Source organism: Saccharothrix espanaensis DSM 44229 (assembly GCF_000328705.1).
In the GTDB taxonomy this organism is placed as follows: Bacteria; Actinomycetota; Actinomycetes; order Mycobacteriales; family Pseudonocardiaceae; genus Actinosynnema; species Actinosynnema espanaense.
On the sequence record NC_019673.1, the window covers coordinates 5,463,334 to 5,488,713 of the forward strand.

The window sequence follows — 25,380 nt, forward strand, 5'->3', positions numbered from 1 at the left end:
CGGGTCAAGACGGCTCCAGCCCAACCAAGTTCGTCGACGGAGCGTCATCAGGGCTGGTGGGGCGTGCCTGGGGCGTTCGGGTAATCGTAGACGTGATTCATTGCTCGTAGGGTGTGGATGATGTGGGCGCGCAGGTTTTCGGGTGTGAGGACTTCGGCGTCGGCGCCGAGTTTGAGCAGTTCGGGTAGAGCTACTTCGACCGACTCGATGGGGATGGTGATCTGGGTCCAGCCTTGCGGGTCCGGCCCGGTCGCGGTCTGCCGGGCGGCGTGGACCACGGCCGGTTCCCATAGGTGGGGCATCAGGTCAAGGCCTCGGGGCGAGACCCGCAGCGTTGCCTGGTGCTGGTGTCGGCGCTGGTCGAAGTGCTCAAGATAGTCGTGCCAGTAGCCGGCGAGGGTGAAGTCTTCGACGCGGTCGAAGGAATCGGGCAGAGCGTGCGCGTCGAGGATGCGGGAGATCCGGTAAGTGCGGAACTGGCCCGGGTGCCGGGCCACGAGGTACCAGTGGCCGGCTTTGAGGACAAGACCATACGGTTGGACGATCCGGGTGATCTCCTGCGGTTTCGCCCAGCGCAGGTAGCGGATCTGCAGAGTGTGCTGGTTCCACACGGCGTCGGCGACCACAGCCAGATGGGGCGTGGGATCGCCTTCGTGGTACCACGAAGGCGCGTCGAGGTGGAACCGGTCGGCGACGCGGTTGGCGCGATCACGCAACTCGGCGGGCAGCGCGGCGGTGAGCTTGAGCCGCGCACCGGTCACCGCGGTCGCCAGGCCCAGCTGGGCAGCCGCCGCGGGCAAACCGGTCAGGAACAACATCTGGGCTTCGCCGGCGGTCAGACCGGTCAACCGGGTTCGGTAGCCCTCGAGCAAGCGGTATCCACCCTCGTTGCCGGGTTCGCCGTAGATCGGTACACCTGACGCGTTCAGCGCTTCCACGTCCCGATAGATGGTCCGTACAGAGACCTCCAGGGCGTCGGCCAGCTGCTGGGCGGTCATCCGGTCCCGCGTCTGCAGCAGCAACAGCAGGGACACCAGGCGGCTGGCGCGCATGACCCGAATTGTGCCCTGCCCCACTGACAGAAGATGTCAGGGAAGGCTGGCTAGCGTTTCGGCCATGACCAGCACCACCGACATCGAGACGTTCGTCAGCCGCTACGCCGCCGTGTGGAACGAGCCCGACCCTGCTCGGCGCAGCGCGGCCATCGCCGCACTGTGGGGCGAGGACGGCGTTGAGTTCATCAGTTCCGCCGACTACCGCGGGCATGACGCTATCCAGGCCCGCGTCGCCGATGCGCACGAACAGTTCGTCGCGACCAGCGAATTCCGCTTCGTGGCGGCGAACGACACCGTACACCACCACGATGCCGTCACCTTCACCCTGCACATGGTTCCCGCCGCCGGCGGTGAACCCGTGTGGACCGGCGTCGTGTTCGCCCTGCTCGGCAACGACGGGCAGATCCAGCGCGACTACCAGTTCACCGGCGCCGAGACGACCACCCGCGCCGTCGTGACGGAGTTCCTCGCCCGCCTGGCCGAGGGGAAGCCGGAGCAGATCGCCGAGCTATTCGCCGATGCCGTCGACTGGCAATTGGACTGGCCCGCCGAAGGGCACCCGGCTGTGCCATGGATCAGGCCCCGCTCGACTCGCGCCGAGGTGGCCGACCACTTCCGCGCGCTCGACACGTTCCACGTGCCTGAAAAGCGTAGCGGGGTCGCGCCCCGGATCCTCGTCGACGGCCCGGACGCCGTGGTGCTCGGCGAGATCCGCCAGACCGTGAAGGCAACCGGCAAGGCCTACATCGCCCGATGCGCGCTGCGCCTCACCATCGACCACGGTCTGATCATCCGCTACCACGTCTACGAGGACAGTCTCACCGTGGCACAGGCACTCTCCGACAGCGACCTGTAAGCCACCGCCATCTCTGGGCCCGTATCCGGCAATGGCCAAACGCCCGCTATGAGCCCATTGAAGAGATCGTTCACCGTTGAAGATCCGAACATGCCGCATAGAGGAGGCTTTGCTCGCTCGCAGGCGGATCGCTCCCGGCATGCTTCAGTCGCTGGGAGCGATCCAGCTAGCGTGGTTATCGGCCTGTGCTGATGGCGGGCATCCCGAGGTCGACCTGTCGGGTGATGCGGGTGAGCCTCAGCGCGTCGGCGCGCTTGTCGCGCAAACACTGAAGGGTGCGGTCGATCCCCTCGATCTCACCCAGCCAGCCCTCGGACGCGGCGCGCGCCTTCCGCTCTTCCAAGTCGGACTCCAATTCATCGAGCCGGGGCAGCATCTTCGGGTTTACGTGCAATTGCGCACATCGCAAACAAGCGTGCTCATGCCGGCAACTCGTTCCGCAAGGACGGCCGCAGGACCCGAGCCCCCAAGTCCGCGATCGGGGCACGGGACAGGTTCCCGAATGGACGGGGCGGCGTGGTCGGAGCCGCTGGGGCTGCGATGACGGTGTCGATCGCGAATCGCGACCGACGTTCCCGGTCGGCGTCGGCCTCCCGCAACGACGGTGAGCGGCGGTTGCGCAACGTGTACTTCTCAGCCACCGAACACCGCCTTGACATCAGCCTCCGCGTAGCCGGCAGAGTAGGTCCGCTGTGGGCGAGGCCGGTTGTAGTGCTCTTGAAGCTTGTCGAACATGTCCTCCACCCGCGCCGTCAGGTAGCGCCCCGTGGTTTCGATGTTGGCGTGCCGGAGCACTGCCTGGACGTCCCGCAAGGTCATCTCCGGGTCGCACGCCATCCTGGTCGCCGCGGTGTGTCGGAGGTCGTGCAGTGACCAGTTCGTGCGCAGCTTTTCGTTGGCCCGCTGTAGGACTCGACGCATCGCCCAGTACGACACCGGTCGGCTCTCGCCCCTGCGCGTTCGCCACAGCGGCTCATCAGGGCCAGGCAGGCCGTCTGCGTCCAGGTAGCGCGTCAGGTATCGGATCGCCTCCGGCGACACAGGCACCGGCTGGCGCAACCGACTGCCCTTGGAGATGACATAGAGCCGCGCGCCCGCCCAATCCACGTCCCCGATGACCACGCCGAGCAGTTCGCTGGCCCTGGCCCCGCTGGACACGTAGCACAGCAGCAGCGCCCGGTCCCGGTCCCGGTCATCGTGGCGAGCAGCTCATCCCACATCACGTCAGGAATTGCCCGAGGAGTCATGTCCGCCACGCGTTGCCGCAACCGCGCCCGCTTGAACTGCTGCTTGGCCTCGATCAGGCTCCGGTGCGCCACCGCGAGCCGCCGGGCACGCGAAGACGGCACCGGATTGGCTACCGGCCCCCGTCCGAAATGCCCGTGCTAGGCGGAAAACCCATACACAGCAGTGAGGCAATGGTTGATCGTCCTTGGGGCATACCCCTCGGCCAATGCCGGCTTGCCCGTACGGAGGTTCACGGTGCCCGGCGCCGTGCCCGCTGGCCTGGTCCGCCGACGCTGTGGATTGCGCGCGGTCTTCATCCACCCGACCAACACGTCCACTTCGGAACCGGTCGCACGCTCCCAGTCGACTTCCAGCTCCCACAAGACCCGAAACCAACGCAGCAGGTCGTAGCCGTAGCTGCGGCTGGTCAACGGGCTCATATCGCTCAACGCCAGGTCGCGCAGGTAGCGGGTCACCGGCTCGACCTCGACTCCTGCTGGGTTGGTCACCACAAAAGGGGGAAGTTTCCCCGCGGCTGTCGTGACGGCACCAACACGTTCGAGGTCGACTCGTCCCTCCATGAGTCGCCTTCGCAAATCAGACATACACCAAATCCCTCCACTGTGGATTGCCGTCGCCCTTGATCAACGGCACTTGGTGCAGTCAACTGAACATCCCCACCACGTGCGCCCGCTCGACACCGTGGGCGTCGAGCACCGCCACCGCGTCCCGCGCGAGGTCGCCCATGCCGTAGTCGCCCGCCTCGGTCTTGGTCGAGCGGCCGGTGTCGCGGTGGTCGTACCGGACGACCCGGCAGCCGCCGGCGACCAGCAGCGCCACGAACTCGTCCGGCCAGCCGTGGGCCGGGGCGTTGGCCCCCATGACCAGGAGCACCGGCGCACCGCCGTCCTCTCCCAGCACCTCGCTCCACAGCTCGACCGAACCCGCCCGCACCCACTGTTCCACCACGACGCCCCCCAGATTCCGATCAAGTCCTGCAAACCTCAACCGGACGCTCCACTGTGGATCCCGATGCCGCGGGGACGTGGAGCGCGCTGTGGTGAGGTTCCTCGGGTTGCAGTCGGCCGGCTTGGTCGTGCTGCCCGCCGACTCCGTGCGGTACCCCACTTCGGTGCGGCCCACCGGCCCACCGCACTCGCCGAAGGTTGCTGCGCCTGGCCGCGCCGACCGGCGTCGGGTCGTAGGCCGGCTGGATGGGTCGTCGACGGCACGGGGTCGTCGGTGGCAAGAGGCGTGTGCGGGCGCGAGGTAGGCTTCTGCGCGCTGCTACCAGGGGGTCACGTCGTGCGGTTCGCAATTCTGGGGCCGTTGCGGGTCGAGCGCGACGGTGTCGAGGTCCCGGTCGGCGGGCCGCGACAGCGCGACCTGCTGGCACTGCTCCTGGTACGCCCGAACCGGGTGCTCACCGCCGACTGGCTGGCCGACGCCCTGTGGGACGGCCGGCCGCCGGCCAGCGCCGCGGTGACCCTCCGGACCCACGTGGCGGGCCTGCGGCGCGCCCTGGAGCCCGGTCGGGGCCACCGCGCGCCCGCCGAACTGCTGCGCGGGCACGCCGGCGGCTACGAGCTGGCCGTGCCGCCGGACGCGGTGGACGCCGTCCGCTTCACCGCCCTCGCCGACGACGCCGCAGCGGCCCTGGCCGCCGGCGACGCCCCGCTGGCCGAACACCGCTACCGCGCGGCGCTGGCCCTGTGGCGGGGTGAGGTGGCGGTCGGGCTGGCCGCCGTGCGCGCCGACGTCGCCGGGCTGGTCGAGGCGCGCCTGGTGGCGCGGGAAGGGCTCGGCACGGCGGCGGTGGCGCTCGGCAGGCACCACGAGGTCCTCCCCGACCTGCGGCGCTTCGTGACCGACCACCCCGAGCGCGAGCACGCGCGCGGCCAGTTGATGCTCGCGCTCTACCGCGCCGGCCGGCAGACCGAGGCGCTGGCGGTCTACGACGAGGGTCGGCGGGTCCTTCTCGACGAGCACGGCGTCACGCCAGGCGAGCCGTTGCGCGCCCTGCACCGACGAATCCTGGCCCAGGACGTGCCGGCGCTCGTCACCCCGCCACGCGCCGTAGTCGTGCCCGGCGCTCGGCAAGCCGTCGTGCCGCCCGCTCCGCCGCGTGACCGGCACGACGCGCCCGCCCCGCCGCCCGCCACCGCCGCTGCGCCACGCGCCGTCGAGGCGGACGGGGTGCGGGTCGTGGGCCGGGAACGCGAACTCGCGGTGCTCGACGGGGTGCTGGTGGCGGCGCGGCACGCGGGCGGGCGGGTCGTGGCGGTGGTCGGCGAAGCCGGGATCGGGAAGACCAGCCTGGCCCGGGTGGTCGGGGCGCGTGCCGCGGCGGCCGGTACCCCGGTGGTGTGGGCGCGGTGCCCGGACATCGGGCAGACGCCGCCGTTCTGGCTGTGGACGCAGGTGGTGCGGGCGTTGTCGCCGGACGGCGTGGAGCCCGCCCTGGCCGGGTTCACCGGTCCGTTCGCCGTCGACCGCGCCGACCGGGTCGACCCGAGCGCCCGCTTCCGCGCCTACGACGCCGTCGCCGCGCTGGTCCACGCGGCCGCCGCCGACGCGGGCCTGGTGCTGGTCCTGGACGACCTGCACGCCGCCGACCCGGACTCGTTGCTGTTGCTGCGCTACCTCGCACCCACCCTGCACACCTCGCGGGCGCTGGTGGTCGCGACGCTGCGCCCTTACGAGCACGACCCGGACGTGGTCGCCGCGCTGGCCGACGTGGCCCGCTCCCCCGGCCACCGCCGCGTGCACCCCGCCGGGCTCGACGCGGACGCGGTGGCCGACCTGGTGCGCGGCCACACCGGCAGCACTCCGTCGGCCGCCGCCGTGGACCGGCTGGTCACCCGCACCGGCGGCAACCCGTTCTTCCTCACCGAGCTGCTGACCTCGCCGGAGGACCCGCCGCCGAGCATCCGCGACACCGTCCGCCGCCGGCTGCACGCCCTGGACGACGCCACCCGCGACTGCCTCGACCTGCTCAGCGTCGCGGGCCGGGACCTCGACGTGGCCGCCGTCGGCACGCCCTCGCCCGCCGCCGACCACCTGGTCACCGAGACCGCGCCGGGCGTCGTCGGGTTCCGGCACCCGCTGTTCGCCGAGGCGACCTACGCGGACCTGTCCCCCACCCGGCGCGCCGCCCTGCACGCCCGGCTGGCCGACACCGCAGGCGGCCTGCTCACCCCGGCGGAGCTCGCGCACCACTACGGCCGGGCACGCGACCGCGCCGCCGAACACCTGCGCTGGACGTTGGAAGCCGCCGAGGACGCCACCCGCCGGCTCGCGTTCGAGGACGCGCTGACCCACCTGGACCGGGCGGCGGGCCTGCTCACCGACCCGGCCGGGAAGCTGGCGGCGCACCTGCGCCGGGTGGCCCTGCTCCAGATCACCGTCGGCGTCGGCAGCGACGCGGTCGCCGAGGCCGCCGCGCCCGCCCACCACCTGCTGGCCAGGCTGGGCGGGGCCCGGCCGGCCGACCTGGCCGCCACCCTGTGGACGCTCGGCGAACTGGCCTGCAACCGCGCCGACTTCCCGCTCGCCGCGGACCTCGCGACCCGGCTGCTCGCCATGGACGGCGACGCGCTCACCAGGACCGCCGCCCACTACCTGCTCGGCGTCACCGCCTACTTCGCCGGCCGCCTCGCCGACGCCGAGGACCACCTCACCACCGCGCTGGACCACCTCGACGAGCGGCTGCTGCGCGGGCAGACCGGCCGCCGGCCGACGCTGGCCGTCCACGAGTTCCGCGCCCTCGTGCGCTCGCTGCGCGGCCTCGACGCCCAACCGGACCTGGCCGCGGCCCGTGCCCTGGCCGAACGGACCGACGACCCGTACGGCCGGGCCAACGCCGAACTGTTCGCCGGGTGGGCGGCGTTGCAGGAGCACGACGTGGCGGCGGCCGAGCGGGCGGCGCGGGAGTGCCGGGGCATCGGCGTGCGGGGGCACATGGCGCACTTCGTCACGACCGGCGACTTCTTCGCCGAGTGGGCGGCGCTGCGCCGGGGTGACGCGGCCGGGCCGGCGGCCGTGCGCGCCGCCGCCGACGGCATCTACCGGCTGGGCCTGCGCGCGACCCGCACGATCACGGTCGCCGCCCTCGCCGACGCCCACCTGGTCGCCGGTCACGTCGAGCAGGCCGCCGCGCTCGCCGACGAGGGCCTGACCAACGCGCGGGCGCTCGGCGAGCACGTCCTGACCGCCGAACTGCACCGCGTGCGCGGCCTGGCCACGGGCGACGCCCACGACCTCGACACCGGCCGTGCGATCGCACGGGCGCAGGGCGCACACCTGCTGGCGGCCCGCTTCGACTAGTCCGAGTGCGGTCGGTGTTCGGTGCGGACGGGCGCGGCCCGGCGGGTTCGACCGCCGGGCCGCGCACTGCTGTTATCCGCACATGGTCGACACACCGGCACCTGCGGCCCCGTTGCGCAGGTAAGCGGCCGGGAGGTAGCCCTGGTTCCGCCCGTCCCCCAACTGCTTGATCCAGAGGGTGTTGCCGTTGATGCTCTCGCCCCGCACGTAGCAGTAGGCGTCGTAGCCGTGGCCGGCGGTGACCTTGTCCTTCCACTTGGCTCCGTTGCGGGTGGCCCGGTCGAGGACGTCGGCGTGCGTCGCCGCCGTGACGCGGAACGGTGCCGCCAAGTGCGCGCCGGAGGTGGCGGACCCGGTCGGCTCCCCCGCTGCGGCGTCCGCCTCCGGCGCTCCGACGGCGAGTGCGCTCAGCAGGGCCGCTCCGACCAGCGTGCCGATCCGGCGAGGGCGGTTGGCAGTCGTGTTCTTCGGCATGTCCGATACCCCGTTCAGGTGTGTCGATGATGCGAGGAGGTCTCGCAGCCACCAGCACACCCCACCCCTGACCTGCTACGTCATCCATCTGGACGGTTCTGGACGTCCGTGGACTTCCCTGAGCGCCGACAGCCGGTCCGTGTCACGATCATCACCCACGGTGACCGAGAGGGTGGATGGTGGACGACGCGGACCCGACCAGAATCCACGCCCTGGACGACCTGAAGGCGGAGTTCGACCTGCTGCGCCGGGTCGAGGGCCGCCGGCTGGGCAAGCACCGCCTGTCCTTGCAGGACCTCGTGAAGCGGGTGAAGGAGCAGCGTGACGGGCGCGAGGTGCCGCGCAGCACGTTGGACAACTACCTCACCGGCCGCACGCTCGCTCCGCACGACGTCTACGCCGACATCCTGCGGGCGCTCGGGATCGACACCGGGGCGCAGGGGCCGTGGGCGGACGCCTGGGACCGGATCGACGACTGCCGGCGGCAGCCACCCGCCGACGTGCCGGCGCGGGACACGCCCCCGGACGTACCACCGGCCCCGGGCCGATCGCGTCGGAAGCGGGTGCTGATCGGGGTGCTCGCGGGAGCGGCCGTGCTCGCGCTGGTGGTCGCGGTGGCGCGGTTCCCCCGGGACGAACCGACGACGGTCGGTGGCCCCACGGGCGTGTCGACCATGTCGGTCAACGGCCTGGTGGCCGGGCCGGGCGACGGGGCGGACGCGCTGTGCCCCGGCCCGCAGAAGATCTGCCTGTGGGCGGCGGACCCCGGCGACCCGGCGGGCAGGTACGGACCGGTTCCGCCGTCCTGGTCGTTGACCGATTCCCGGATCCCGCCCGCCGACGCCCTGGCCGGGTTCAACAACAGCAACCAGAACCAGAAGGTCTGGTCGGATGTCGACTCCCGGGGCCAGTGCGCCGGTTCGCACCGGGTGTGGTTCGCCAACGAGCGCTTCACGAACCACCGGTGGCCGATCCGCTGCGTCAACCACTCCTGAGGCGAACCCGGTGTTCCACTAGCGCCTCCACACGTTCTCCACAGCCCTCCGTTGCGATAGGTCGCGAACAGCACAACGGAGGGGGTACTTCCATGTATGACGCCATCGTCGTCGGGTGCGGGCCGGTCGGGGCGCTCACCGCGAACCTGCTGGGCGCGCGCGGCGTGCGCACCCTGGTCGTGGAGCGGAGCACCGGACCGCACGGCCAGCCGCGCGCGTTCTCGTGCGACGACGAGGCCCTGCGGATCTACCAGCAGGCCGGCCTGCGCCGGGAGGTCGAGCGCGACACCCACCCGCCCCGCCGGGCCGAGTACGTCAACGCCCGGGGCCGGGTGTTCGCCGAGATCGCGCTGGACGAGATCGATTTCGGCCTCGGCGCGCGCCCGCTGCACTTCTTCGACCAGCCGACGCTCGAAGCGGCGCTGCGCCGGGGACTGGACCGGTTCCCGCACGTCACCCTGCGCACCGGCACCGGACTCACCGGCCTGACCCGGCATGAGGACCACGTGACCGTCACCCTCGACGGCGGCGAGGAGGTCGACGCGCGGTACGTGCTCGGCGCGGACGGGGCGCGCAGCGCCACCCGTGCGGCCGCCGGGATCACGCTCGCCGGCACCTCGCACCCCGAACCGTGGCTCGCGGTCTCCGGCGTGGTCGAACCGGGCGCGACCCGCGTCGGCACCACCCGGTTCGTGTGCGACTGGCGGCGTCCGGCGTTCGTGTCGCCGGGTGCGCTCGGCACGCACCGGATGGAGTTCATGCTGCTCGACGGCGAAGACCCGGAAGCGATGACCGACCCGGCGACCGTCCGCCGCCTGATCACGCCGTACGTGGACCCGGACCGGTTCACCACCACCCGTGCCGTCGTCTACACCTTCCACCACCTGATCGCCGACCGCTGGCGGGACGGCCGGGTGCTCCTGCTCGGCGACGCGGCGCACCAGATGCCGCCGTTCCTGGGCCAGGGCCTGTGCAGCGGGCTGCGCGACGCGGCGAACCTGACCTGGCGGCTGGCACAGGTGCTGCGCGGCGACGCCGACGAGGCGCTGCTCGACGGCTACGAGGCCGAGCGCCGCCCGCACACCGAGGAAATGGCGCTGACCAGCGTGCGCCTGGGCCGGGTGTTCCTGGTCCGCAACCGGTTCGGGGCCGCCGTCCGGGACGCCGTGCTGCGCGCGGTGCAGACCGTGCCGCGGGTGCGCCGCGCGATCCGGCACTTCGAGTTCAAGCCCCGTCCCGCGCTGCCGGGCCGGCGTGGTCCGGTCGGCTCGATGTTCCCCCAGCCCGACGTCGCCGTCGGCGGCACGCGGGTGCCGCTGGACGACGTGCTGGGCGCGGAGTTCGCGGTGGTCGGTCCCGGGGTGGACACGGCGACGGCGATCGGCTGGCGCGGCCCGGTGGCCCGTTTCGTGCGGGTCGTGCCGCCCGGCACGGAGGCTCCCGCCGACATCACCACGGTCGAGGACGTGGACGGCGCGCTCACCGCCTGGTTCGCCGAGCACGGCACGGACGTCGTGGTGCTGCGCCCGGACCGGTTCGTGCACGCCACCGAGGTCGGCAGCCGGCCGCTCGCGCTGAGCCGCTGACCGGTTCCGCCGACCGGTCCCACTCACCGCCGGTTCCGCTCGCCGGGCCGGGGTGCCCGCGAGCGCGGGGGTTAGGCTCCGGGGCGTGGACAGAGACTCGCTCGCCGCCCTGTTCGAGGAGGCCATCGCCCGCGCGTCCGCCGGCGAGCACGACGCCGTCGTCACGTGGACGGCGGCCGACGGCCACTGGGTGCAGATCTCCTGGCACGTGATCAACCTCGCCTACCCGCACCGGCGCTCGCCCGACGCGGTGCTGGCCGGTGTCACGCGGCCGGAGTACGTGGAGCTGCGGGAGTGGGCGGCGGACTCGCACGTGACGTTCGACCACGGCGCGCACGACCCGGCCGCACTCGCCGACTTCGTGCTGGCCTGCGGCGAACGCCTCTGGCGGCCCGCCGCCTGACCGGCCCGGAACCCCCGCCACGTCGGACGATCACCGGCACGACCCCGCCTCGGAGCGGCGGAGGTGGTGCGGTCAGCGGGCTTCGCGCAGGTAGGTCAGGACGGCCCCGACCCGACGGTGGGTCTGCGGGGCGACGGCGAGGTCGAGCTTCCCGAACACGTTGCCGATGTGCTTGGCGACGGCGGCCTCCCCAACCGACAGGCTCGACGCGATGGCACTGTTGCTGTGCCCCTGCGCCATCAGGTCCGGCCGCCACCGGCGCAGCTCCAGCGCCGCGCGGAGCCCTTCGTCGCCGTGGTCCGGGGGCATCCGGACGTCGGCCCACCAGGTCGACCGCGATCCGCAGTCCCGTCACGCTGTTCGCCGTCGCCAACACGGTCGGCATGTCGTTCGGGCTGCGTTCGGCCGAGTTCGCGCAACTGCGGTTGGTCGGTGTGAGCCGGCGACAGGTGCTGCGCGCGACCGGGTTGGACATCCCGCTCGCCCTGCCGTGGGGCGCGCTGGCGGCGGTCGTCGTCGGCTGCGTCGCCGTGCTGCTGACGACCTCCGTCCTGGCCTCGGCGGTGGTGGTGCGCGGCGTCGAACCCCCGTGAGCCACCGCATGGCCCGCACACCCCCGTTCGCCGCCGGACCGGGTGGCTCGTGGGGCACCTCGTGCTCCGCGGAACCCGCGTTGCGGAATTGCCGTCGAGCCACGGTTGCCCGTTCGGCCGGCCGAACGGGCAGCGGATCATGCACTCGAGATCGGCCGTCCGGACGGTTCGTCAGCCTCCACGCCCCCTATACCTGGGGTATCAGCGAACGCGCCGACGAACGCAGGGCCACACCATGCGAGATCACGACGCCCACTCGGCCGGCGACCGCATGCACCGCGAACGCGGCGCACGGCGCTCCCCCACCGGATTGCTGGCGCTGCAAAGCCTGGCGGGCAACGCGGCCGTCACCGCCGCGTTGCAACGCTGCGGTCCCGTGCGGTGCGACTGCAACAAGGACGAGAAGGACGCCGCTGTCGTCCAACGCGACACCAAAGCCAAGCCGCGCAAGGTGGCCGGACAGGACGCGCCGCCGTTGGCACAGCGCGGACCGATGGTCACCCGGATCGAGGTGCACCTCGGGACGCAACAACTTGTCGCGCACCTCAACGACGGCAAGTCCCGCAGCCGGCAGGTCTCCACCGGCAAAGGTGTGTGTGGCACCAAGGCCAACCCGTGCGCCGAACCCGAGCTCGACAGCCACGACCAGTGCACCCCGCCGGGCGACTTCCACGTGCAGAGCCGTCGCGGCGGCAACTGGCACGGCTCCGACGGTCGGCTGACGCCCGACCACGCGATGGGCTACTACCTGGGGTTCCACGACCAGCGCGGCATCGGCATCCACAACACCCAGACCGCCGACGGCACGCCGCGTTCGCACGGGTGCGTCCGCCTCGGTCACGACAACTCACCGACCGGTTTCGCCGCCTGGCTCAACACCCACACCCCGGTCGGCACGCCCGTCGTGGTCGACGGGGTCGCCGCCGCCGCCCCCTATTCCTGCCCTGCCGCCAAGAGGCCGAAGAAGGGGTAACCCCGCACAGCGGCACCCTCAGCCGTCGGCCGCGCGACGGCGCTGGGCCCGGTGCACGAGCGTGTCCACGATCCGTTGCCACGCCGGTGAGTCCTCGGAGATCCGGGACACGACCAGCTTCCGGCTCTCCGGCCGGTCGCCGGCGCGTTCGTGCCGGACCTCCCACGCGTCCAGCGCGTCGATGAGCCGGTCCAGCCGGGGGTCGTGCGGATCCCAGTCGACGGCCTCGTCACAGGCGAGGTAGAGCCGCGTCGTCTCGGGGTCGTCCAGGGCGGCGTTCTTGTCCCGCACCCGTTGCGGCAGGGCGCGCGGGTCCAGTGCCTGCAACAGGATCCACGAGTCGCGTTCCAGCAGCACCCGTCGCTCGCTGATCCCCAGGCCGCGCATCCGGTCCAGGACGGCGACCACCTCGGCGGGCAGCACCAGGCTCTCGCCGCCGTCCAGCCGGGCGATCCGGCGGCGGTACTCGGTGAGCTGGTCGATCTTGCGCCGCAGTTCGAGGTCGATGTCGGTGATGGCGGCGGCGAACTCGGCGGGCCGCGCGTGCAGCAGCGCGTCGATGCGGGCCAGCGGAACTCCGGCGTCGGCGAGGGTCCTGATCCGGATGAGGTCCACGGCCGCCTGCGCGCTGTAGCGGCGGTAGCCGGAGTCGTCGCGCTCGGGCTCGGGCAGCAGGCCGACGTGGTGGTAGTGGCGGACGGCGCGCACGGTCACGCCGGCGGTCGCCGCGAGCTGGCCGATCGTGAGCACCGTCCTCCTCTTCTCGCGGGATTCGTTGTCGATCCTACGAGCGGACCACCCGGTCGATGACGTCGCGGATCGCCTGGACCACGGCGTCGGGGCGGTCGAAGCAGAGCCGGTGGTGCAGGGTGTCGGTCAGGATCCGGTGTTCCCCGTGCGAGACCGAGCCCACCAGCGCCGCGTCCATCCGGGACTTGCCGTCGTTGATCTCCGGCGAGGTCAGCGCCTGCGCCGCGGGGTCGACGCCGACCGCGGTGAGGGCGATCACCGGGACGTCGGGGAGGCCCGGCCCGGCGCGCAGTTCGTCGGCGAGCGCGACCAACGTGCCGCGCTCGGCCAGGCCGGCGCGCATCCACTCGTCGCTCGACTTGGCGTCGACCAACGGTTGCCGCACGTGCTCCGGGTAGTCCGCGAGCAGTTCGACGAGCATCTGCCGCAGCACCGGGCGCAGCTGTTCGAGCTGGTCCGGACCGGGCCCCATCCGCTCGAACGCGGCGAGGTGCAGCGCGGGCGGCAGGAACTCGTCCCAGTCGCGGTGCAGGGCGTCCAACCAGACCAGCCCCGCCACGTCCTGCGGGTACAGCTGCGCGAACCGGTGCGCGTAGAGGCCGCCGAGCGAGTGCGCCGCGAGAACGTACGGCGCGGCAACGCCTTGGGCGCGCAGCAGTTCACGCACTTCCGTGGCGACTGCGGCGGCGCTGCGCGGCAACAAGAGCCGGTCGCTGTAACCGGTGCCGCCACGGTCGTACAGCACAGCGGTGGTGAACCGCGCAACGTCCTGGTGGACACCGAAGTAGTCCAGACCGACCGCGCCGGCACCCGGCAGGAACACGACGGCCGGCCCGCCGCTGCCCGCCCGGTGCACGAAAACGCGGCGTCCGTCGATCTCCGCGAACCCGCCGACCGGCGGGGCGAGCCGATCCGCGGCAGTGATGTCATCCGTCATGCGCCCCAGGCTCCAACCCTGACGCAGGGTCAAGGTCAACCCGGTCAGCGCGACGGCCGGCCCTCCCGAGCGGCCCGGCGACGGTCCTCGTAGGCCGATCTTGCCTGGTCGAAGGCCCCGGCACCCCAGCCCTGGCGCAGGTCGAGCAGCAGCGGTTCGACCATCGCCCGCCCGGCTTCCCGACCGACGAGGTCCCCCAGCGTGACCCACGCCACGGCCAGCGACCCGTAGGCACCCACCCGGTCCCCCGCCGTCTCGGCCAGCCGGGCCTGGGCCGCCGCAGCGGCCAGGTACGGCACCGCCGAGCCCGCCCGCAACGCCTCCGCACGGGCCGAAGCGGCCGCCGCCCCCGCCCGCACGTCGTCACCCCGCCGCAGGGCGATGGCCATCGCGACGAGGTGCCCCTCCGCCAGGGCGGCGGCGTCGTCCCGGGCACGGGCGGCGGCGAGGCACTGCTCCACGACGAACGTGGCGCGCGCCGGATCACCGGCCGCCAGCAGGGCACCGCCCAGCTCCAACCGCACCCGGACGGCCTCGCCGGCGTGACCGGTGCCCTCCAACGCCCCGGCGGCCTCCTCACCGGCCCGCACGGCGGCCGTGAACCGCCCGGCCGCGGCCTCCAGGTTCGCGAGCTTGACGAGGATGCGGGCCCGCCCGACCGGATCCGCCGAGGGCAGCGCCCGGTAGAGCCACGCCGCGGCGGTGTCCGGGTCGCCCGACGAACGCGCCACTTCGGACAGTTCCACGGCCGCGGCACGTCTGGTACCCACGTCGGCCGTCGTGTCCCAGGCCGTGCGGGCCGCCGTCGCCGCGTCGTCGGCCCGGTCGGCGAGCCGGAACAGCACCGCCGCCTGGGACAGCAGCACCGCACGACCGCGCGGGTCCGTCGAGCCGTGCACGTCGGCGGCCTCGACCAGGCGCTCGGCCGCCGTCGACGGGTCACCCGCCTCCAGCGCCTGGTTCGCCAGCCGCACCAACCCGGCGGCGACGGGCGGGGTCGCGCTCATCCCTGGCTCTTCTCGGCCACGTCGTAGCCCTGCGCGCGCAGCTTCTCCATGGTCTCCGCGATCGCGGCGCGGCGCGCCCCTTGGTGCTCCTGCGCCCAGCCCTGCATCTTCTCGGCCAAGGTCTGCACCTTCTCCTGCTTGATCCGCGCCGCCTGGGTGAGTTCCTGCTTCTCACCGGCCGCCGCCTGGCCTGCCGCGGTCGCGCCCGTGAGCGCGGTCTCGTTGGCCTGCTGGAGCCGGCCCGCGCCGTCCTGCGCGGTCTTCACGTCGGCAGCGGACTGCTGGGACTTCTGGTTCGTCGCCGCGATCCGGTCCTTCTCCCCGGAGATCTGCGCCTGCTTGGCGGGCTGCTCCTTGCCGAGCTGCCCCATCTTCGTGTCCATGCCGGTGAGGGCGCCGAGCAGCTTGGTCGAGTCGGTGTGCAACGTCGTCATCGCGCGACCGGGCGGCCCGGGGATCATCGAGGCGTAGTGCGAGAACCGCTCGAAGGCGGCGAGCGGCCCGGTCAGCGCGACGATGCCGGCGGCGCGACTGGCGTAGTTGCCCACCGTGGACGAGGCGTGCTCCTGCTCGGCCTTCTTCCGGGCGTTCGCCTCGTCCTTGTGGGCAATGGCCCGCTGGTGGGCGGTGACGGCGGAGGTGCCGCCGGTCGCGTCCTTGACCGCGGCGTCGAACGGTGCCCGGTTCGCCTCGTGAACCGCTTGCTGCTGCGCCATCTTCCGCTGGGCGAGCTCCGCGCGCGCCCGCTCGCCGAGGATGTTGACGATCTCCCCCCGCAGCGCGGCCACGTCGGCGGGCGTGCCGGGCGGGTCCCGGTACGCCGGATTGACCCGTTCCACGATCGCCCCGGCACCGGCCGGGATCTGGTTGTCGGCCGTGAACTGCGCGGCGAACGCGGCCTCGCGCAGCTCGTGGCCCGAAGGCGCGCGACCGGCCGCGGCCCCGCCCGCCGCTCCCGGGATCCCGGTGGCGGCCCCGCCCGGCACCGCGCCCCGGCTCGGTGCGGGCCGGGCGCCTCCGGCCGGCCCGGGTGGGACGGGCGCCCCGGACCCGGCGGCCTTCGCGTCGCGCCAGAGGGCCTTGTCGCCGGGTTGGACGGAGTCCCCCGACCCCCGCGCGTACCTCCGCTGGAACTTGGTGAACTCCCCCATCGTGCCGAACGACCTGGTCTCGCTCGCGCCGCCGGCCCCGTACGGTCCGGTGACCTGGAGGGTCCCCGTCGCCGGGTCGAAGGCGAAGGTCACGGTGTGCTCGCCGGACGCGACGACGATCCGCTCCTGGCGCGCGCCCTTCGTGGTGATCACGTCGAAGAGGAGACCCCGGATGTCGCCCGTGCTCGGGATGACGTCGCCCCTGGCCGCCTTGCCGCCCGGCACCACGGGGGCCTCGAACGTCCCCTTCGGCGCGGCGGCGTCGGCCCGGCCCGGGTGGTGGTGCGCGACGCCTTCCCACGGTCCCCCGCGCGCCGGCGGGGAGACCTCGCCGGGCTTGCCCTTGGTCACCGCCCACACGCGCGACTTCGGGTTGTACCAGACCCCGAACTCGTACTGCGGGTTCGCCCGCACGGCACCTTCGAACACGGCGTTGGCCTCGGTCGTCCGGCGGGTCTTGAAGTGCTTGCCGTGCTTGGCGAGCGGCTCCACCGCGGGGTGCGGCGGCGCGGCCGGGTTGAACTTGCGACCCCCGCCGCCCGAGCCGCCCCTGCGGCCGCCGGCCGGTGCCTCCCGCGTCCCGGTCGGCCCGGCTTCGACGGGAACCGGCTCCGGCGTCGCCCGCCCCTCACCCGCGACCGGCGCGGGCTCCTCGCCCTTCCCGGTGCCCGGCATGATCCACTCCGCCAGGCGCGGCCCCCAGACGTCGGCCATCGCCTTGTGGCTGTCCTGCAGGTGCGGTGGGAGCGCCCGCTGCTCGGCCACCGCGCCGGTCAGCCGACCCCACGCGCTCGTCTCGGTCGGCTTGCCCTCGACGGCGGGCACCTCGGTGGCGGGCGGGTGCGGCTCCGGCGGGTGGCTGCCCGGCGGCTCGGCGGCCCCGGCCTTCTTGCCGGCACCGGCGGGCTTGGCCCCGACGTTGGCCAGCGCGCCGCCCGCGAACCCGCCGAGCATGCCGGCCATCTTCCCCGCCGACGTGGACAGGTCGCCGCCCTCGTGCTCGACCTCGCGCGGGTCGGCCTCGCTGGTGAACGTGTGCAGCGCCCGGAACGCCAGCACGCACGGTTGCAGCACGAGGTTGTTGATCGCGTCGACCACCATGGTGGCGGCCTGGATGCCGAGCGCGATGGCCGACAGCGTCGCCGCCAGCGGGGAGGCCACCCCGGCGGTGAGCACGGTGATGATCCACATCGCGGCGGCGACGACCCCGATCACGCCCGAGATGACGTTGAGGACGTTGGTGACGACGTCGATGATCTCGGAGACGGCGGCGATGCTGTTCGCCATCCGCTCGTAGTCGTCGGCCCCCTCGCCGAACTTGCCGATGGTCGCCGCGGTGTCGCCCCAGTCCCGGGTCGCGAGACCGTAGGCGGCGACCGCGCCGCCGATCGCGGCACCGACACCGGGGATCGGCACGAACTTGGCCGCCATCCGGGCCCCGACGCCGACGGCGAGCCCCATCGCCGCGCCCTGCGCGAACCCGGCCAGCGCCCCGCCCCCGGCGGCCTCGGCGATGAAGTCGGCCCGCTCCCCGGAGAACGCCTCGCCCACCCGGCCCGTCGCGCCCTTCCAGCGCTCGTGCTCGGCCAACTCCTCGTCCACCAGCGCGAGGTCGCCGGTGCCGAGACCGGCCGCCCCCGAAGCCGCCCCCGAAGCCACCGCCGGACCACCGGCCACCGGCCCGGCCCCCGTCCTCCCGGCCGACCCGGCCGCCTGCCCGGCCAGCGCGGGTCCCGCCCCAGCGGCCTGCCCGGCCGGACCGCGCCCCTGCGCCGAAACAGCCCCGCTCGCCGTCCGAGCCGCCCCCTCGGCCGGTGCCGGAGCACCCGGCTTCGCGCTCTCGGACGCCTGCCTCGGCACACCGGCCCCACCCCGGACCGGTCCCCGCCCGGCCGCCGCCAACGCCCCACCGCCCTGCCCACCCGCTCCACCCGCCGGCGCGGCGCTCCCGCCGTCCCCACCACTCCCGGCGGCCTTCTGCTGCTCGGCTTCGGCGGCACTGGCCTCGCCGGCGGCGGCGATCTCGCGCGCCGCGTCGGCCGCCTGCCGGGTGGCCCCGACGTCGACGGTCATCGTGGCCGGGTCCGGCATGCGCTGGACGGGACGGGCGGCCGTCCGGCCCAGGAGCGCCGACACCCCGCGGTTGCCCGCCGATCGCTGTAACGCCGCGAGGGTCCCGGGGTTGAGGTTGCCGGCCGTCTCCATCCGCGCGCCGACGCGGGCGAGCGCCTCCGGCACCGGCGCGCGACCGCTGTTCCGCGGCGTGGCGCGCTCGTCGGGCCCGGCCGGGGTCTTGGCCCCGTGGTCCGGGCCCATCAGGAGCCTGCGCGGGCTCGGGTCGGGCCATCCACCCGTCGACCGTCCACGGTCGGTCGCGGCACCGGAAGGTCGGCGCACCCGACCTGCCGGGCGGACTTTCGTGCCCGTTCGGGCAGCGCCGGTTCCCGTAGACTGACGGACTGATGTGGTCACGTGACAGCGGTTTCCGGGAGTTCGACGCCCGCGTCGAGGCGGCGGGCGACGACGCCGCCGCCCTGGGTGCCGCGCTGCTCGATCGCGGGCTGGTGCGGCTCGCCGCCGGCGCGTTCGAGGACGCGCAGTCCGATCAGGACGCCGCCGGCGACGTCCTCCACGAGGCGGGCCACCGGGAGGCCGCCGCGCTCGCGGCGAGCGTGGCCTCGCTGACCGCGCGGCTGCACGGCGACCTCGACGGCGCCGTGGCCCGTGCGCTGTTCGCGAGGGGCTGGGCACCGCCGGAGACGATGGCGAGCGTCGCGGGCCAGATCGCCGTCGCCGAGTCCGCGATGGACGCGGGCGACCTCGGACCCGGGATGTGGGCCTACGTCCAGGCGACGAACGTGTTCGGGGACGCGGGGTTGGGCGAGGACACCCGTGACGCGCTGGCCGCGTACTCGGACTGGCTCAACGAAGCCGACAACGCCGACCACCGCCCCCCGACCCCGGACCTCACCGGCCGACAGGCGGCCCCGCACCTCGTGGACGCGGTAGGACGCGCTGTCCTGGGCCAGATCCCGGTGGACCGGCTCGACACCGAGAACACCACCGAGAACACCACCGCGAGCGCCACTGAGGACCCGCTGGGCCACGCGGCCGTCGCCGCGACCCGGGCCGTTCTCCACTTCCGCCTCGACCACGGCCGACAGGCCGCGGAAGCGATCGTCGACGCCCACCTCCTGGGCGCGACGGTCCCCCCGACCTGACCCCCCCTCACCCGGCGACGAGCAGGACGACCCCCGCACCGAACAGCACGAGCCCGGCGACGCCGCACAGCACCCACCCCACCGCGACGCGGCCACCGTGCCGCCCGGTGGTCCTCCGCCGGATCAGCGGCGCGGCGACACCGGCCGCACCCACCGCCAGCACGACGATGCCCGAGACCATGAGGGCACCGGCCGGCAACGAGCCGCGCAGCAGCCACACCCCCACCGCGAGCGCCGTCAGCCAGCCGAAGTGGCCGATCCACACGGCCGCCCTCGCGCGTCGAGCGCCACCCGCCGCACCGCGGCTCTCCCCGGTCGATTCGGACACGCCTCCATTCTTGCCCCTGAGGGCAACCGGAACTGCCTCTCCCGGTGTCTGTCGGCCCCTTCCGGGGGGCCGGAGGGCCGACCACGATCGAGCGATGTCGATGATGGCCGCGCCGGAGCCGGTGCTCGAACCCGCCGCCGTGCTGTCCGGGTTCCACGAGACGTTCCGCCGCATGGGGCTGAACACCGAGCTGACGATCCAGCTGGCCGCCCAGGTCTTCGCGCTGGTCGAGGTGCTGATCGCGCGCGGCGTCATCGGCTTGGACGAGCTCACCCGCCGCCAACGCGCGTTGGAGGAGCGGCTGCGGGCCGACAGCGACGCCGACAACGTCGTGCAACTGGCCGACGAGTCCGACAAGTACGCGCTGGACACCGAACGGGTGGAGATCGACTGTGCCGACCGACTCCCCCTGTGCCACGCGGCGTGCTGCCGCCTCCGCTTCGCCCTGAGCCGCCAGGACGTGGAAGAGGGCACCGTCCAATGGGAGATAGCCCGCCCCTACCTCAACCGCCGCCGTGAAGACGGCTACTGCGTCCACAGCGCCCCGGACACCCGAAGCTGCCAGGTGTACGACCAACGCCCCGGCGTCTGCCGCCGTTACGACTGCCGCAACGACTCCCGCATCTGGCTCGACTTCCCCAACCGGATCCCCAACCCAGACCTGGCCACCCTCACCCCGTGACACCTCCACCGGGCGACCGAACCAGCTCGGTCGGCCAGACGGAACCGCCGAGGTAGCCGCTCCTGGCGGCAACACCCGCCGCAGGTCGTGGGCCGGTGCGGAAGCGTCATGGTCCCGATCGGGCACCTTCAGCACCAAATCCGAACCCTCGCGGTCCAGTGAGTGGTGCAGGCGCCGAACCTCGATCACGCACTACTGCGGGCTCACCAGATCTCCGACGGCCAGCGCCGGCAGGTCGGGGTTCTAGCGGTTCTCGTCCTTGGGCAACTCGACTGGGATCAGCCCCATCGGCGGCGACAGGACGTCGGGCGGCGAGTAGAAGCCCGGTGTGGACTGCCACGTCGTGATCCGCCGGACGACGACGATCAGGTTGACCGCCGCGGCCACGCACAGCACCGAGGCCGCGGTGGTGAGCTGGGCGGCGTTCTCCAGGTCGAATCGAGGGCTGTCCGGATCGGCGTAGGGGCGGCTGTAGCGGTCGAGGACCAAGAAGATCAGCCACGGTCCCCACCACCAGTTGACGATCGAGGTCGTCCTGGCCGACACCTGGTCAGGCGCGCAGGCCCGCCACACGTCGAGGACGAAGCGGCGCGGCACCCAGAAGTTGACCACCGGCAGCCAACCCCAGATCGCCGCACCCCGGTTCCACCGGTGTTCGAACCGCGGGTTGGCGAGGGCGGCGTTGGTGCGCACCCGCCACAACCACACGATCGTCACGACCGCGGCCGAGAGGAAGACCAGCGCACCGATGAACGCCATCGGCACCCCGGCGGTCGCGACGGCCAGCAACGCGGTGTCGGTCACCTCGTCGGCGAGGTAGTCCTCGTAGGTGCTCTTGAAGTACCAGAGCCAGCCCGCGGTGATGACGTTGGCCAGCGTGTACAGCCCCACCAGGATCGACAGCGCGGTGCCCAGACCGCGAACCGGAGAAAACACGGATCCCCCCACTCACTCGCGCCCCGCCACCCGGGGTCGCCACCGTGCCGACCGTCCCCCGGGCAGCCGACGGGACCACCCTCCCACCGGCACGACGTCCGCACAGCGCAAATCTGCGACCATCGCATCCACCGGCCCCGCCCAACCGGCCGTCCGGCGTTCCCGGTTCCAAGACCAAGACGACCGCAAGAGCGTCCAACTCTTCGTCGAGCGCATGCCGGCGGCCCCACAGCCTCGACCGTTCGTCGCACCCCGAGAGCACGTCACCCGAAAACCAAAGTCGCACGACCGGTAGCCGAAGGCGCCATGTCGACCGGATTCCCACCGGCTACGGTTCGGGTCGTCGCTGTGGAAAAGGATTTCAGGAGGTCGTCGTCGTGTCCGGTGGTCGGCTGTGACGGGCGTGCAGGGTGACGAGGCGCTCGCGGAGAAACTGGTCGAACGCATGGGTGCCCAACACCCGGTGTTCGCCGTCGCCGCGCTCTCGCCCCGGCGAACGACGGTGGCGAGCGTGGGCGCGTCCCTCGACGCGGATTTCGAGATCGGCTCGGTCTCCAAGGGGATCACCGGCCTGCTGTACGCCGACGCGCTCGAACGCGGCCACATCGGCCCGACGACCACGCTCGGCGACCTGCTGCCGCTCGGCACCGGCCCGGCGGCCCGGGTGACGCTGTCCTCGATCAGCACCCACCGCTCGGGGCTGCCGAGCCTGCCCTCGTCGGCCGGGGTCCTGCGGCGGACGCTCGCGCTGTGGCTGAAGGGCGCCAACCCGTACGGCGACACGCTCGACCAGTTGATCGCCCAGGCGCAGGGCGTGCGGCTCAAGGGCACCCGCCCCCGGTACTCCAACTTCGGGTTCGAACTCCTCGGCCACGCCCTCGCGGCCGCCGCGAGCACGACGTTCGGGGACCTGCTGCGCGACCGGGTCGCCACCCCGCTGGGCCTCGACACCTTCTACGCACCGGCGACACCGGACGAGCTGCGGCCCGGCGCGCTGACCGGCAGGTCCAAGTCGGGTCGGGGCCGCGAGCCGTGGACCGGTGAGGCGCTCGCACCGGCCGGCGGGATCCGCTCGACCATCCAGGACATGGCCCGCCTCACCGCCGCGCTGCTCGACGGCTCCGCGCCGGGCGTCGGCGCGCTGGACCCGGTCGCCGACTACACCGGGCGGGTGGTGCGCATCGGCGCCGCGTGGATCACCCTCGACCGCAACCGCCGCCTGATCACCTGGCACAACGGCGGCACCGGCGGCTTCCGCACCTGGCTCGGCCTCGACCGCGCCGCGGGCACCGCCGTCGTCCTGCTGTCCGCGACCGCCGTTTCGGTGGACCAGCACGGTTTCACGCTGCTCGCCCAGCTCACCGAGGACGAAGGCACGTCGTGAGGCACCACCGCCGGCCGCGCGACCTCCGCCGGGCTCAGCCCTGGAACAGGGCGGCGAGCCGGGGCAGCCGGCGCGCGTTCTCCGCCTCGTCCTCGGCGTCCCAGTTCTCGCCCGCCGGGTCCTGCGGCGGCACCCGGCCGACCAGGTGCCGGTCCACCAGGTCGTCGAACGTCCCGGTCTCCCCCGCCGCCCGCTCGTAGGCGGACTTGGCCAGGTACCCCACGGACTCGTACCCGATCCAGCCGCTCGCGCCGCCCGCCATCCGCACCACCACGGGCAGGTCGGCGAGGCTGTCCGGGTCGGCCACGGCGCGGGTGAACGTCTCCCGGCCGAGCAGCACCAGCCCGTCCCGGAAGTCCATGAACCCGTCGTCGCTGCACCCGCCCTCGATGAGATAAGCCGCGTTCCACAGCGGGTAGCGGTAGGCGGTGTCCTTGAGCGAGTAGTGCCGCGCGGCGAACGCGGCGATCCGCGCCGGCTCCAGCGCGGCCAGCACGTCCACCAGCGCGCCGGGCAGCGGGTCGTCCGCGCCGTCGCGGTCGTCGGCCCGGTCGCCGACCGCTGCCCGAGCCTGTTCGATGATGTCCCACAAAGTCCCGTCGTCCACAACGGACATCCTACGATCCGGCCCGGCTGCAATGGACCGGCACCGTCCCCACCGGACGATTCCCGCTCGGAGTTCCCAAGCGGACCGTTGACGACGCAACCGCTCGTCGTCGGTGTCCGCCAGGCACGGCGGTGGCACTGCGCAACCGGAGAATCCCGTGTTCACCCGGACGGGTTGATGCCTCTCGCCGCCGGCGGTGGGACGATGTGGGCGGACGGCGAGGCGCTCGTGTCGGCGGGGAGTGACGACACCGAGCTGTGCCGGAACACCGACGCCGAAGACCACCGCCTGGTGGCTCCGCACGGCCTCGGACGCGATTCCACCCGGGCCGTGCAGCCCGGAGCCCCGGCACGGCCGGATCGGGCCGGAGCGCCGCCCACGTCCGCGCAACCGGAACCAAGGGGGAAACACATGAGGAAGACTGTGAAGGTCGCGGCTGTCCTGACGACGGCCGCGGCGACCACCGCGCTGCTCGCCGGGACGGCGACGGCGCAGGGCTCCGCCGCCGCACCACCGTGGCTGAGCGACCCGGCGACGTGCTCCAACCCGGCGACGGCGGTGCAGCGCACCGTGAACACCCGGGTGGTGCAGGTCCGCAACGGCAACTGCGGCGGAGTCCAGTACGGCTGGGGCCGGATCCTCAACTACACCGGCTCGGAGTTCATCCGCTTCGAGGTCGACCTGAACGGCGACCGGGTCGCGGACGACTTCTCGACCTACACCGCGGGCAGCCGCAACTACACCCAGGCCTACCCGACGAGTTCGAGCCCGAACCGCGCCTTCCGGGCGTGCTACGTGGTCGACCCGAACGGCACCTGCACCCCGGACAACGCCACCGCCTGGTGGTAGCCCACGACGCCGTGCCCGCGCGGACCTGACCGACCCGCTGTCCGGCCGACACCGGGTCCCTGGCCGCCCTGATCGTCTTCAGGGCGGCCAGGCCGCACGCCACCCCACCGAACCCTCGTCCGAGCGCAACGCCCGGCGAGCTTTTCGCCGTGCCCACAGCCGATTCCGCCCGTTGGCCGTCCTATTTGTTGGCCGCAGATCCAGGGGTGGGCCGACCGGATCGACGCGGCCGTGCTGGAGGCGGCGCAGCGCACCGGTCTACACCGGCGGGAAGGCCGTGGCGACGGCCCGAGCGGGCGCGACCGCGTACGTGACCATCGAGGCCAACGACGCCTTGGACGTCAAGCCCTGCGAGGGCAACAAGGCAGCCAAGTGCGGCTGCACCGCCACCTGGTGGTGATCACCCGCTGACGTGGGGCCCGGCGGCACCCGCCGTCGGACCCCCGCACGTAGCCCTGCCCCGGCACGTAGCCCTGCGACGGCACAACAGCCGCTATGGTCTTCGGCAGCGAAGTGATCGTCGACTGAGGGGGACCGTCGTGGGTGGGACCGTCGTGGGGAGGACCGCGTTACTCACCGCCGGCGCGCTGATCTGCGTGTTGCTGGGCGGCTGCGGCAAGAGCGACCGGCCGGGGCTGGAGGTGGACGGCGACCTCGGCGAGATCGGGACCGCGAGCGGTGAGGCGGGAGCGCGGGACGCGGCACGCGCCTACCTCGACGCGTGGGCGTCGGGCAACAGCACGATCGCGTGCGGCCTGCTCACGGCTGCCAAAGCGCGCGAGTTCGGCACGAAGTTCGGTGACGGCACCTGCCCGTCGGCGTTCACCGGCGTCTGGAACCGGATGAGCGAATCGGCGCGGAAGGCCTACGCCGACGTCCAGATCACCGAGGTCAAGGTCAGCGCCCTCGGCGGCGGCCCGCAGTCGGCCAAGGTCCGGGTGTCGCAGAAGCTCGACGGCCCGCTGAACAAGGACGACGACTTCACCTGGCGCTACGAGAGCGGCCGCTGGCTGACCAAGGAAGACCCCGAAGGCTGACCC

The 25,380-nt window shown here is 73.1% G+C and carries 25 protein-coding genes and 2 pseudogenes; 13 read left to right on the forward strand and 14 right to left on the reverse strand.

Annotation, left to right across the window (positions count from 1 at the left end):
- Nucleotides 1-47: 47 nt before the first annotated feature.
- Nucleotides 48-1,052, reverse strand: a complete 1,005-nt coding sequence (locus BN6_RS23635) for a helix-turn-helix transcriptional regulator (protein ID WP_015102270.1) — start codon at nucleotides 1,050-1,052, stop codon at nucleotides 48-50.
- A 64-nt stretch (nucleotides 1,053-1,116) separates the two neighbouring features.
- Here BN6_RS23635 and BN6_RS42330 point away from each other — a divergent pair, with 64 nt between their 5' ends.
- Complete coding sequence (locus BN6_RS42330) at nucleotides 1,117-1,911, forward strand: nuclear transport factor 2 family protein (RefSeq protein WP_148302982.1); 795 nt, start codon at nucleotides 1,117-1,119, stop codon at nucleotides 1,909-1,911.
- Nucleotides 1,912-2,086: 175 nt separating this feature from the next.
- Here the strand turns inward: BN6_RS42330 and BN6_RS23645 are convergent, their stop codons facing one another.
- The 4 genes and pseudogenes from BN6_RS23645 to BN6_RS23655 all read right to left on the reverse strand — a co-directional run bounded on the left by BN6_RS23645 (nucleotide 2,087) and on the right by BN6_RS23655 (nucleotide 4,107).
- Entirely contained in the window at nucleotides 2,087-2,254 is a 168-nt protein-coding gene (locus tag BN6_RS23645; protein WP_148302983.1) for a recombinase, read from the reverse strand.
- 290 nt (nucleotides 2,255-2,544) lie between these two features.
- Nucleotides 2,545-3,087 (reverse strand): annotated as a pseudogene (locus tag BN6_RS48040) (tyrosine-type recombinase/integrase); the annotation flags it as partial.
- A 209-nt stretch (nucleotides 3,088-3,296) separates the two neighbouring features.
- The gene (locus BN6_RS48045; protein ID WP_084672742.1) at nucleotides 3,297-3,614 is read right to left on the reverse strand and encodes a hypothetical protein; all 318 of its coding nucleotides are present in this window, start codon (nucleotides 3,612-3,614) and stop codon (nucleotides 3,297-3,299) included.
- A gap of 187 nt (nucleotides 3,615-3,801) precedes the next feature.
- The gene (locus BN6_RS23655) at nucleotides 3,802-4,107 is read right to left on the reverse strand and encodes an alpha/beta fold hydrolase (protein WP_015102275.1); all 306 of its coding nucleotides are present in this window, start codon (nucleotides 4,105-4,107) and stop codon (nucleotides 3,802-3,804) included.
- A 336-nt stretch (nucleotides 4,108-4,443) separates the two neighbouring features.
- Between BN6_RS23655 and BN6_RS23660 the strand changes: the two genes are divergently transcribed.
- Complete coding sequence (locus tag BN6_RS23660) at nucleotides 4,444-7,464, forward strand: BTAD domain-containing putative transcriptional regulator (protein WP_041313753.1); 3,021 nt, start codon at nucleotides 4,444-4,446, stop codon at nucleotides 7,462-7,464.
- A gap of 72 nt (nucleotides 7,465-7,536) precedes the next feature.
- On the opposite strand, the gene BN6_RS23665 is transcribed toward BN6_RS23660, so the two are convergent.
- On the reverse strand, nucleotides 7,537-7,938 hold the full coding sequence (locus BN6_RS23665; RefSeq protein ID WP_015102277.1) for a hypothetical protein: 402 nt from the start codon (nucleotides 7,936-7,938) through the stop codon (nucleotides 7,537-7,539).
- Between the two features lie 176 nt (nucleotides 7,939-8,114).
- Between BN6_RS23665 and BN6_RS48050 the strand changes: the two genes are divergently transcribed.
- The 3 genes from BN6_RS48050 to BN6_RS23680 all read left to right on the forward strand — a co-directional run bounded on the left by BN6_RS48050 (nucleotide 8,115) and on the right by BN6_RS23680 (nucleotide 10,922).
- Nucleotides 8,115-8,933, forward strand: coding sequence for a hypothetical protein (locus BN6_RS48050; RefSeq protein WP_015102278.1), 819 nt, complete (start codon nucleotides 8,115-8,117; stop codon nucleotides 8,931-8,933).
- Nucleotides 8,934-9,025: 92 nt separating this feature from the next.
- A complete protein-coding gene (mhpA, locus tag BN6_RS23675) occupies nucleotides 9,026-10,519 on the forward strand; it encodes a bifunctional 3-(3-hydroxy-phenyl)propionate/3-hydroxycinnamic acid hydroxylase MhpA (RefSeq protein ID WP_015102279.1) in 1,494 nt (497 codons plus the stop codon).
- Between the two features lie 85 nt (nucleotides 10,520-10,604).
- Nucleotides 10,605-10,922, forward strand: a complete 318-nt coding sequence (locus BN6_RS23680; protein ID WP_041313756.1) for a hypothetical protein — start codon at nucleotides 10,605-10,607, stop codon at nucleotides 10,920-10,922.
- 72 nt (nucleotides 10,923-10,994) lie between these two features.
- Here BN6_RS23680 and BN6_RS23685 read toward each other — a convergent pair.
- Nucleotides 10,995-11,165 (reverse strand): annotated as a pseudogene (locus BN6_RS23685) (LuxR C-terminal-related transcriptional regulator); the annotation flags it as partial.
- Between the two features lie 140 nt (nucleotides 11,166-11,305).
- Between BN6_RS23685 and BN6_RS23690 the strand changes: the two are divergent.
- Together BN6_RS23690 and BN6_RS23695 are read left to right on the forward strand one after the other, a co-directional pair.
- A complete protein-coding gene (locus tag BN6_RS23690; protein ID WP_015102282.1) occupies nucleotides 11,306-11,515 on the forward strand; it encodes a hypothetical protein in 210 nt (69 codons plus the stop codon).
- Nucleotides 11,516-11,750: 235 nt separating this feature from the next.
- Nucleotides 11,751-12,488: a L,D-transpeptidase gene (locus tag BN6_RS23695; RefSeq protein ID WP_041313758.1), complete on the forward strand. Its 738-nt coding sequence runs from the start codon at nucleotides 11,751-11,753 to the stop codon at nucleotides 12,486-12,488.
- 18 nt (nucleotides 12,489-12,506) lie between these two features.
- Here BN6_RS23695 and BN6_RS23700 read toward each other — a convergent pair whose 3' ends face one another.
- From BN6_RS23700 to BN6_RS46850, 4 genes are read right to left on the reverse strand one after another with little or no spacing between them, the layout of a single operon-like run.
- Nucleotides 12,507-13,238, reverse strand: coding sequence for a MerR family transcriptional regulator (locus tag BN6_RS23700; RefSeq protein ID WP_015102284.1), 732 nt, complete (start codon nucleotides 13,236-13,238; stop codon nucleotides 12,507-12,509).
- 34 nt (nucleotides 13,239-13,272) lie between these two features.
- On the reverse strand, nucleotides 13,273-14,175 hold the full coding sequence (locus BN6_RS23705) for an alpha/beta fold hydrolase (protein WP_015102285.1): 903 nt from the start codon (nucleotides 14,173-14,175) through the stop codon (nucleotides 13,273-13,275).
- Between the two features lie 44 nt (nucleotides 14,176-14,219).
- Entirely contained in the window at nucleotides 14,220-15,182 is a 963-nt protein-coding gene (locus tag BN6_RS23710; RefSeq protein ID WP_015102286.1) for a hypothetical protein, read from the reverse strand.
- Nucleotides 15,179-18,649, reverse strand: a complete 3,471-nt coding sequence (locus tag BN6_RS46850; protein ID WP_041313761.1) for a hypothetical protein — start codon at nucleotides 18,647-18,649, stop codon at nucleotides 15,179-15,181. Before BN6_RS46850 ends, BN6_RS23710 begins: the two co-directional genes overlap by 4 nt.
- 146 nt (nucleotides 18,650-18,795) lie before the next feature.
- Between BN6_RS46850 and BN6_RS23720 the strand changes: the two genes are divergently transcribed.
- The gene (locus BN6_RS23720; protein WP_041313764.1) at nucleotides 18,796-19,554 is read left to right on the forward strand and encodes a hypothetical protein; all 759 of its coding nucleotides are present in this window, start codon (nucleotides 18,796-18,798) and stop codon (nucleotides 19,552-19,554) included.
- A 7-nt stretch (nucleotides 19,555-19,561) separates the two neighbouring features.
- On the opposite strand, the gene BN6_RS46855 is transcribed toward BN6_RS23720, so the two are convergent.
- Nucleotides 19,562-19,882 carry a hypothetical protein gene (locus BN6_RS46855; RefSeq protein ID WP_158509418.1) on the reverse strand — a complete coding sequence of 107 codons (321 nt, stop codon included), beginning with the start codon at nucleotides 19,880-19,882 and terminating at the stop codon, nucleotides 19,562-19,564.
- A 94-nt stretch (nucleotides 19,883-19,976) separates the two neighbouring features.
- Between BN6_RS46855 and BN6_RS23730 the strand changes: the two genes are divergently transcribed.
- Nucleotides 19,977-20,564: a YkgJ family cysteine cluster protein gene (locus tag BN6_RS23730; protein WP_051075708.1), complete on the forward strand. Its 588-nt coding sequence runs from the start codon at nucleotides 19,977-19,979 to the stop codon at nucleotides 20,562-20,564.
- 243 nt (nucleotides 20,565-20,807) lie between these two features.
- On the opposite strand, the gene BN6_RS42335 is transcribed toward BN6_RS23730, so the two are convergent.
- On the reverse strand, nucleotides 20,808-21,500 hold the full coding sequence (locus BN6_RS42335; RefSeq protein WP_015102290.1) for a DUF4328 domain-containing protein: 693 nt from the start codon (nucleotides 21,498-21,500) through the stop codon (nucleotides 20,808-20,810).
- Nucleotides 21,501-21,894: 394 nt separating this feature from the next.
- On the opposite strand from BN6_RS42335, the gene BN6_RS23740 reads away from it, so the two are divergent.
- The gene (locus tag BN6_RS23740) at nucleotides 21,895-22,884 is read left to right on the forward strand and encodes a serine hydrolase domain-containing protein (RefSeq protein WP_041313770.1); all 990 of its coding nucleotides are present in this window, start codon (nucleotides 21,895-21,897) and stop codon (nucleotides 22,882-22,884) included.
- A 34-nt stretch (nucleotides 22,885-22,918) separates the two neighbouring features.
- Here the strand turns inward: BN6_RS23740 and BN6_RS23745 are convergent, their stop codons facing one another.
- Nucleotides 22,919-23,491 (reverse strand): DUF4240 domain-containing protein, encoded by a 573-nt coding sequence (locus tag BN6_RS23745; RefSeq protein ID WP_231904734.1) that lies wholly within the window; start codon nucleotides 23,489-23,491, stop codon nucleotides 22,919-22,921.
- 411 nt (nucleotides 23,492-23,902) lie between these two features.
- On the opposite strand from BN6_RS23745, the gene BN6_RS23750 reads away from it, so the two are divergent.
- The 3 genes from BN6_RS23750 (at nucleotide 23,903) to BN6_RS23755 (ending at nucleotide 25,377) form a co-directional block, all read left to right on the forward strand.
- On the forward strand, nucleotides 23,903-24,340 hold the full coding sequence (locus BN6_RS23750; protein WP_015102293.1) for a hypothetical protein: 438 nt from the start codon (nucleotides 23,903-23,905) through the stop codon (nucleotides 24,338-24,340).
- A 277-nt stretch (nucleotides 24,341-24,617) separates the two neighbouring features.
- Nucleotides 24,618-24,740, forward strand: a complete 123-nt coding sequence (locus tag BN6_RS49725) for a hypothetical protein (RefSeq protein ID WP_015102294.1) — start codon at nucleotides 24,618-24,620, stop codon at nucleotides 24,738-24,740.
- Between the two features lie 154 nt (nucleotides 24,741-24,894).
- Nucleotides 24,895-25,377 (forward strand): hypothetical protein, encoded by a 483-nt coding sequence (locus tag BN6_RS23755; protein ID WP_148302985.1) that lies wholly within the window; start codon nucleotides 24,895-24,897, stop codon nucleotides 25,375-25,377.
- Nucleotides 25,378-25,380 lie beyond the last annotated feature (3 nt).

What these genes read in the sequence shown, in the direction of transcription:
- mhpA (WP_015102279.1), top strand. Translation starts at nt 9,026, where the DNA reads ATGTATGACGCCATCGTCGTCGGGTGCGGGCCGGTCGGGGCGCTCACC.
- BN6_RS23665 (WP_015102277.1), bottom strand. Translation starts at nt 7,938, where the DNA reads ATGCCGAAGAACACGACTGCCAACCGCCCTCGCCGGATCGGCACGCTG.
- BN6_RS23710 (WP_015102286.1), bottom strand. Translation starts at nt 15,182, where the DNA reads ATGAGCGCGACCCCGCCCGTCGCCGCCGGGTTGGTGCGGCTGGCGAAC.
- BN6_RS23720 (WP_041313764.1), top strand. Translation starts at nt 18,796, where the DNA reads ATGTGGTCACGTGACAGCGGTTTCCGGGAGTTCGACGCCCGCGTCGAG.
- BN6_RS23730 (WP_051075708.1), top strand. Translation starts at nt 19,977, where the DNA reads ATGTCGATGATGGCCGCGCCGGAGCCGGTGCTCGAACCCGCCGCCGTG.
- BN6_RS23690 (WP_015102282.1), top strand. Translation starts at nt 11,306, where the DNA reads ATGTCGTTCGGGCTGCGTTCGGCCGAGTTCGCGCAACTGCGGTTGGTC.
- BN6_RS23705 (WP_015102285.1), bottom strand. Translation starts at nt 14,175, where the DNA reads ATGACGGATGACATCACTGCCGCGGATCGGCTCGCCCCGCCGGTCGGC.
- BN6_RS23695 (WP_041313758.1), top strand. Translation starts at nt 11,751, where the DNA reads ATGCGAGATCACGACGCCCACTCGGCCGGCGACCGCATGCACCGCGAA.
- BN6_RS23635 (WP_015102270.1), bottom strand. Translation starts at nt 1,052, where the DNA reads ATGCGCGCCAGCCGCCTGGTGTCCCTGCTGTTGCTGCTGCAGACGCGG.
- BN6_RS46850 (WP_041313761.1), bottom strand. Translation starts at nt 18,649, where the DNA reads ATGGGCCCGGACCACGGGGCCAAGACCCCGGCCGGGCCCGACGAGCGC.
- BN6_RS23750 (WP_015102293.1), top strand. Translation starts at nt 23,903, where the DNA reads ATGAGGAAGACTGTGAAGGTCGCGGCTGTCCTGACGACGGCCGCGGCG.
- BN6_RS48050 (WP_015102278.1), top strand. Translation starts at nt 8,115, where the DNA reads ATGGTGGACGACGCGGACCCGACCAGAATCCACGCCCTGGACGACCTG.
- BN6_RS42330 (WP_148302982.1), top strand. Translation starts at nt 1,117, where the DNA reads ATGACCAGCACCACCGACATCGAGACGTTCGTCAGCCGCTACGCCGCC.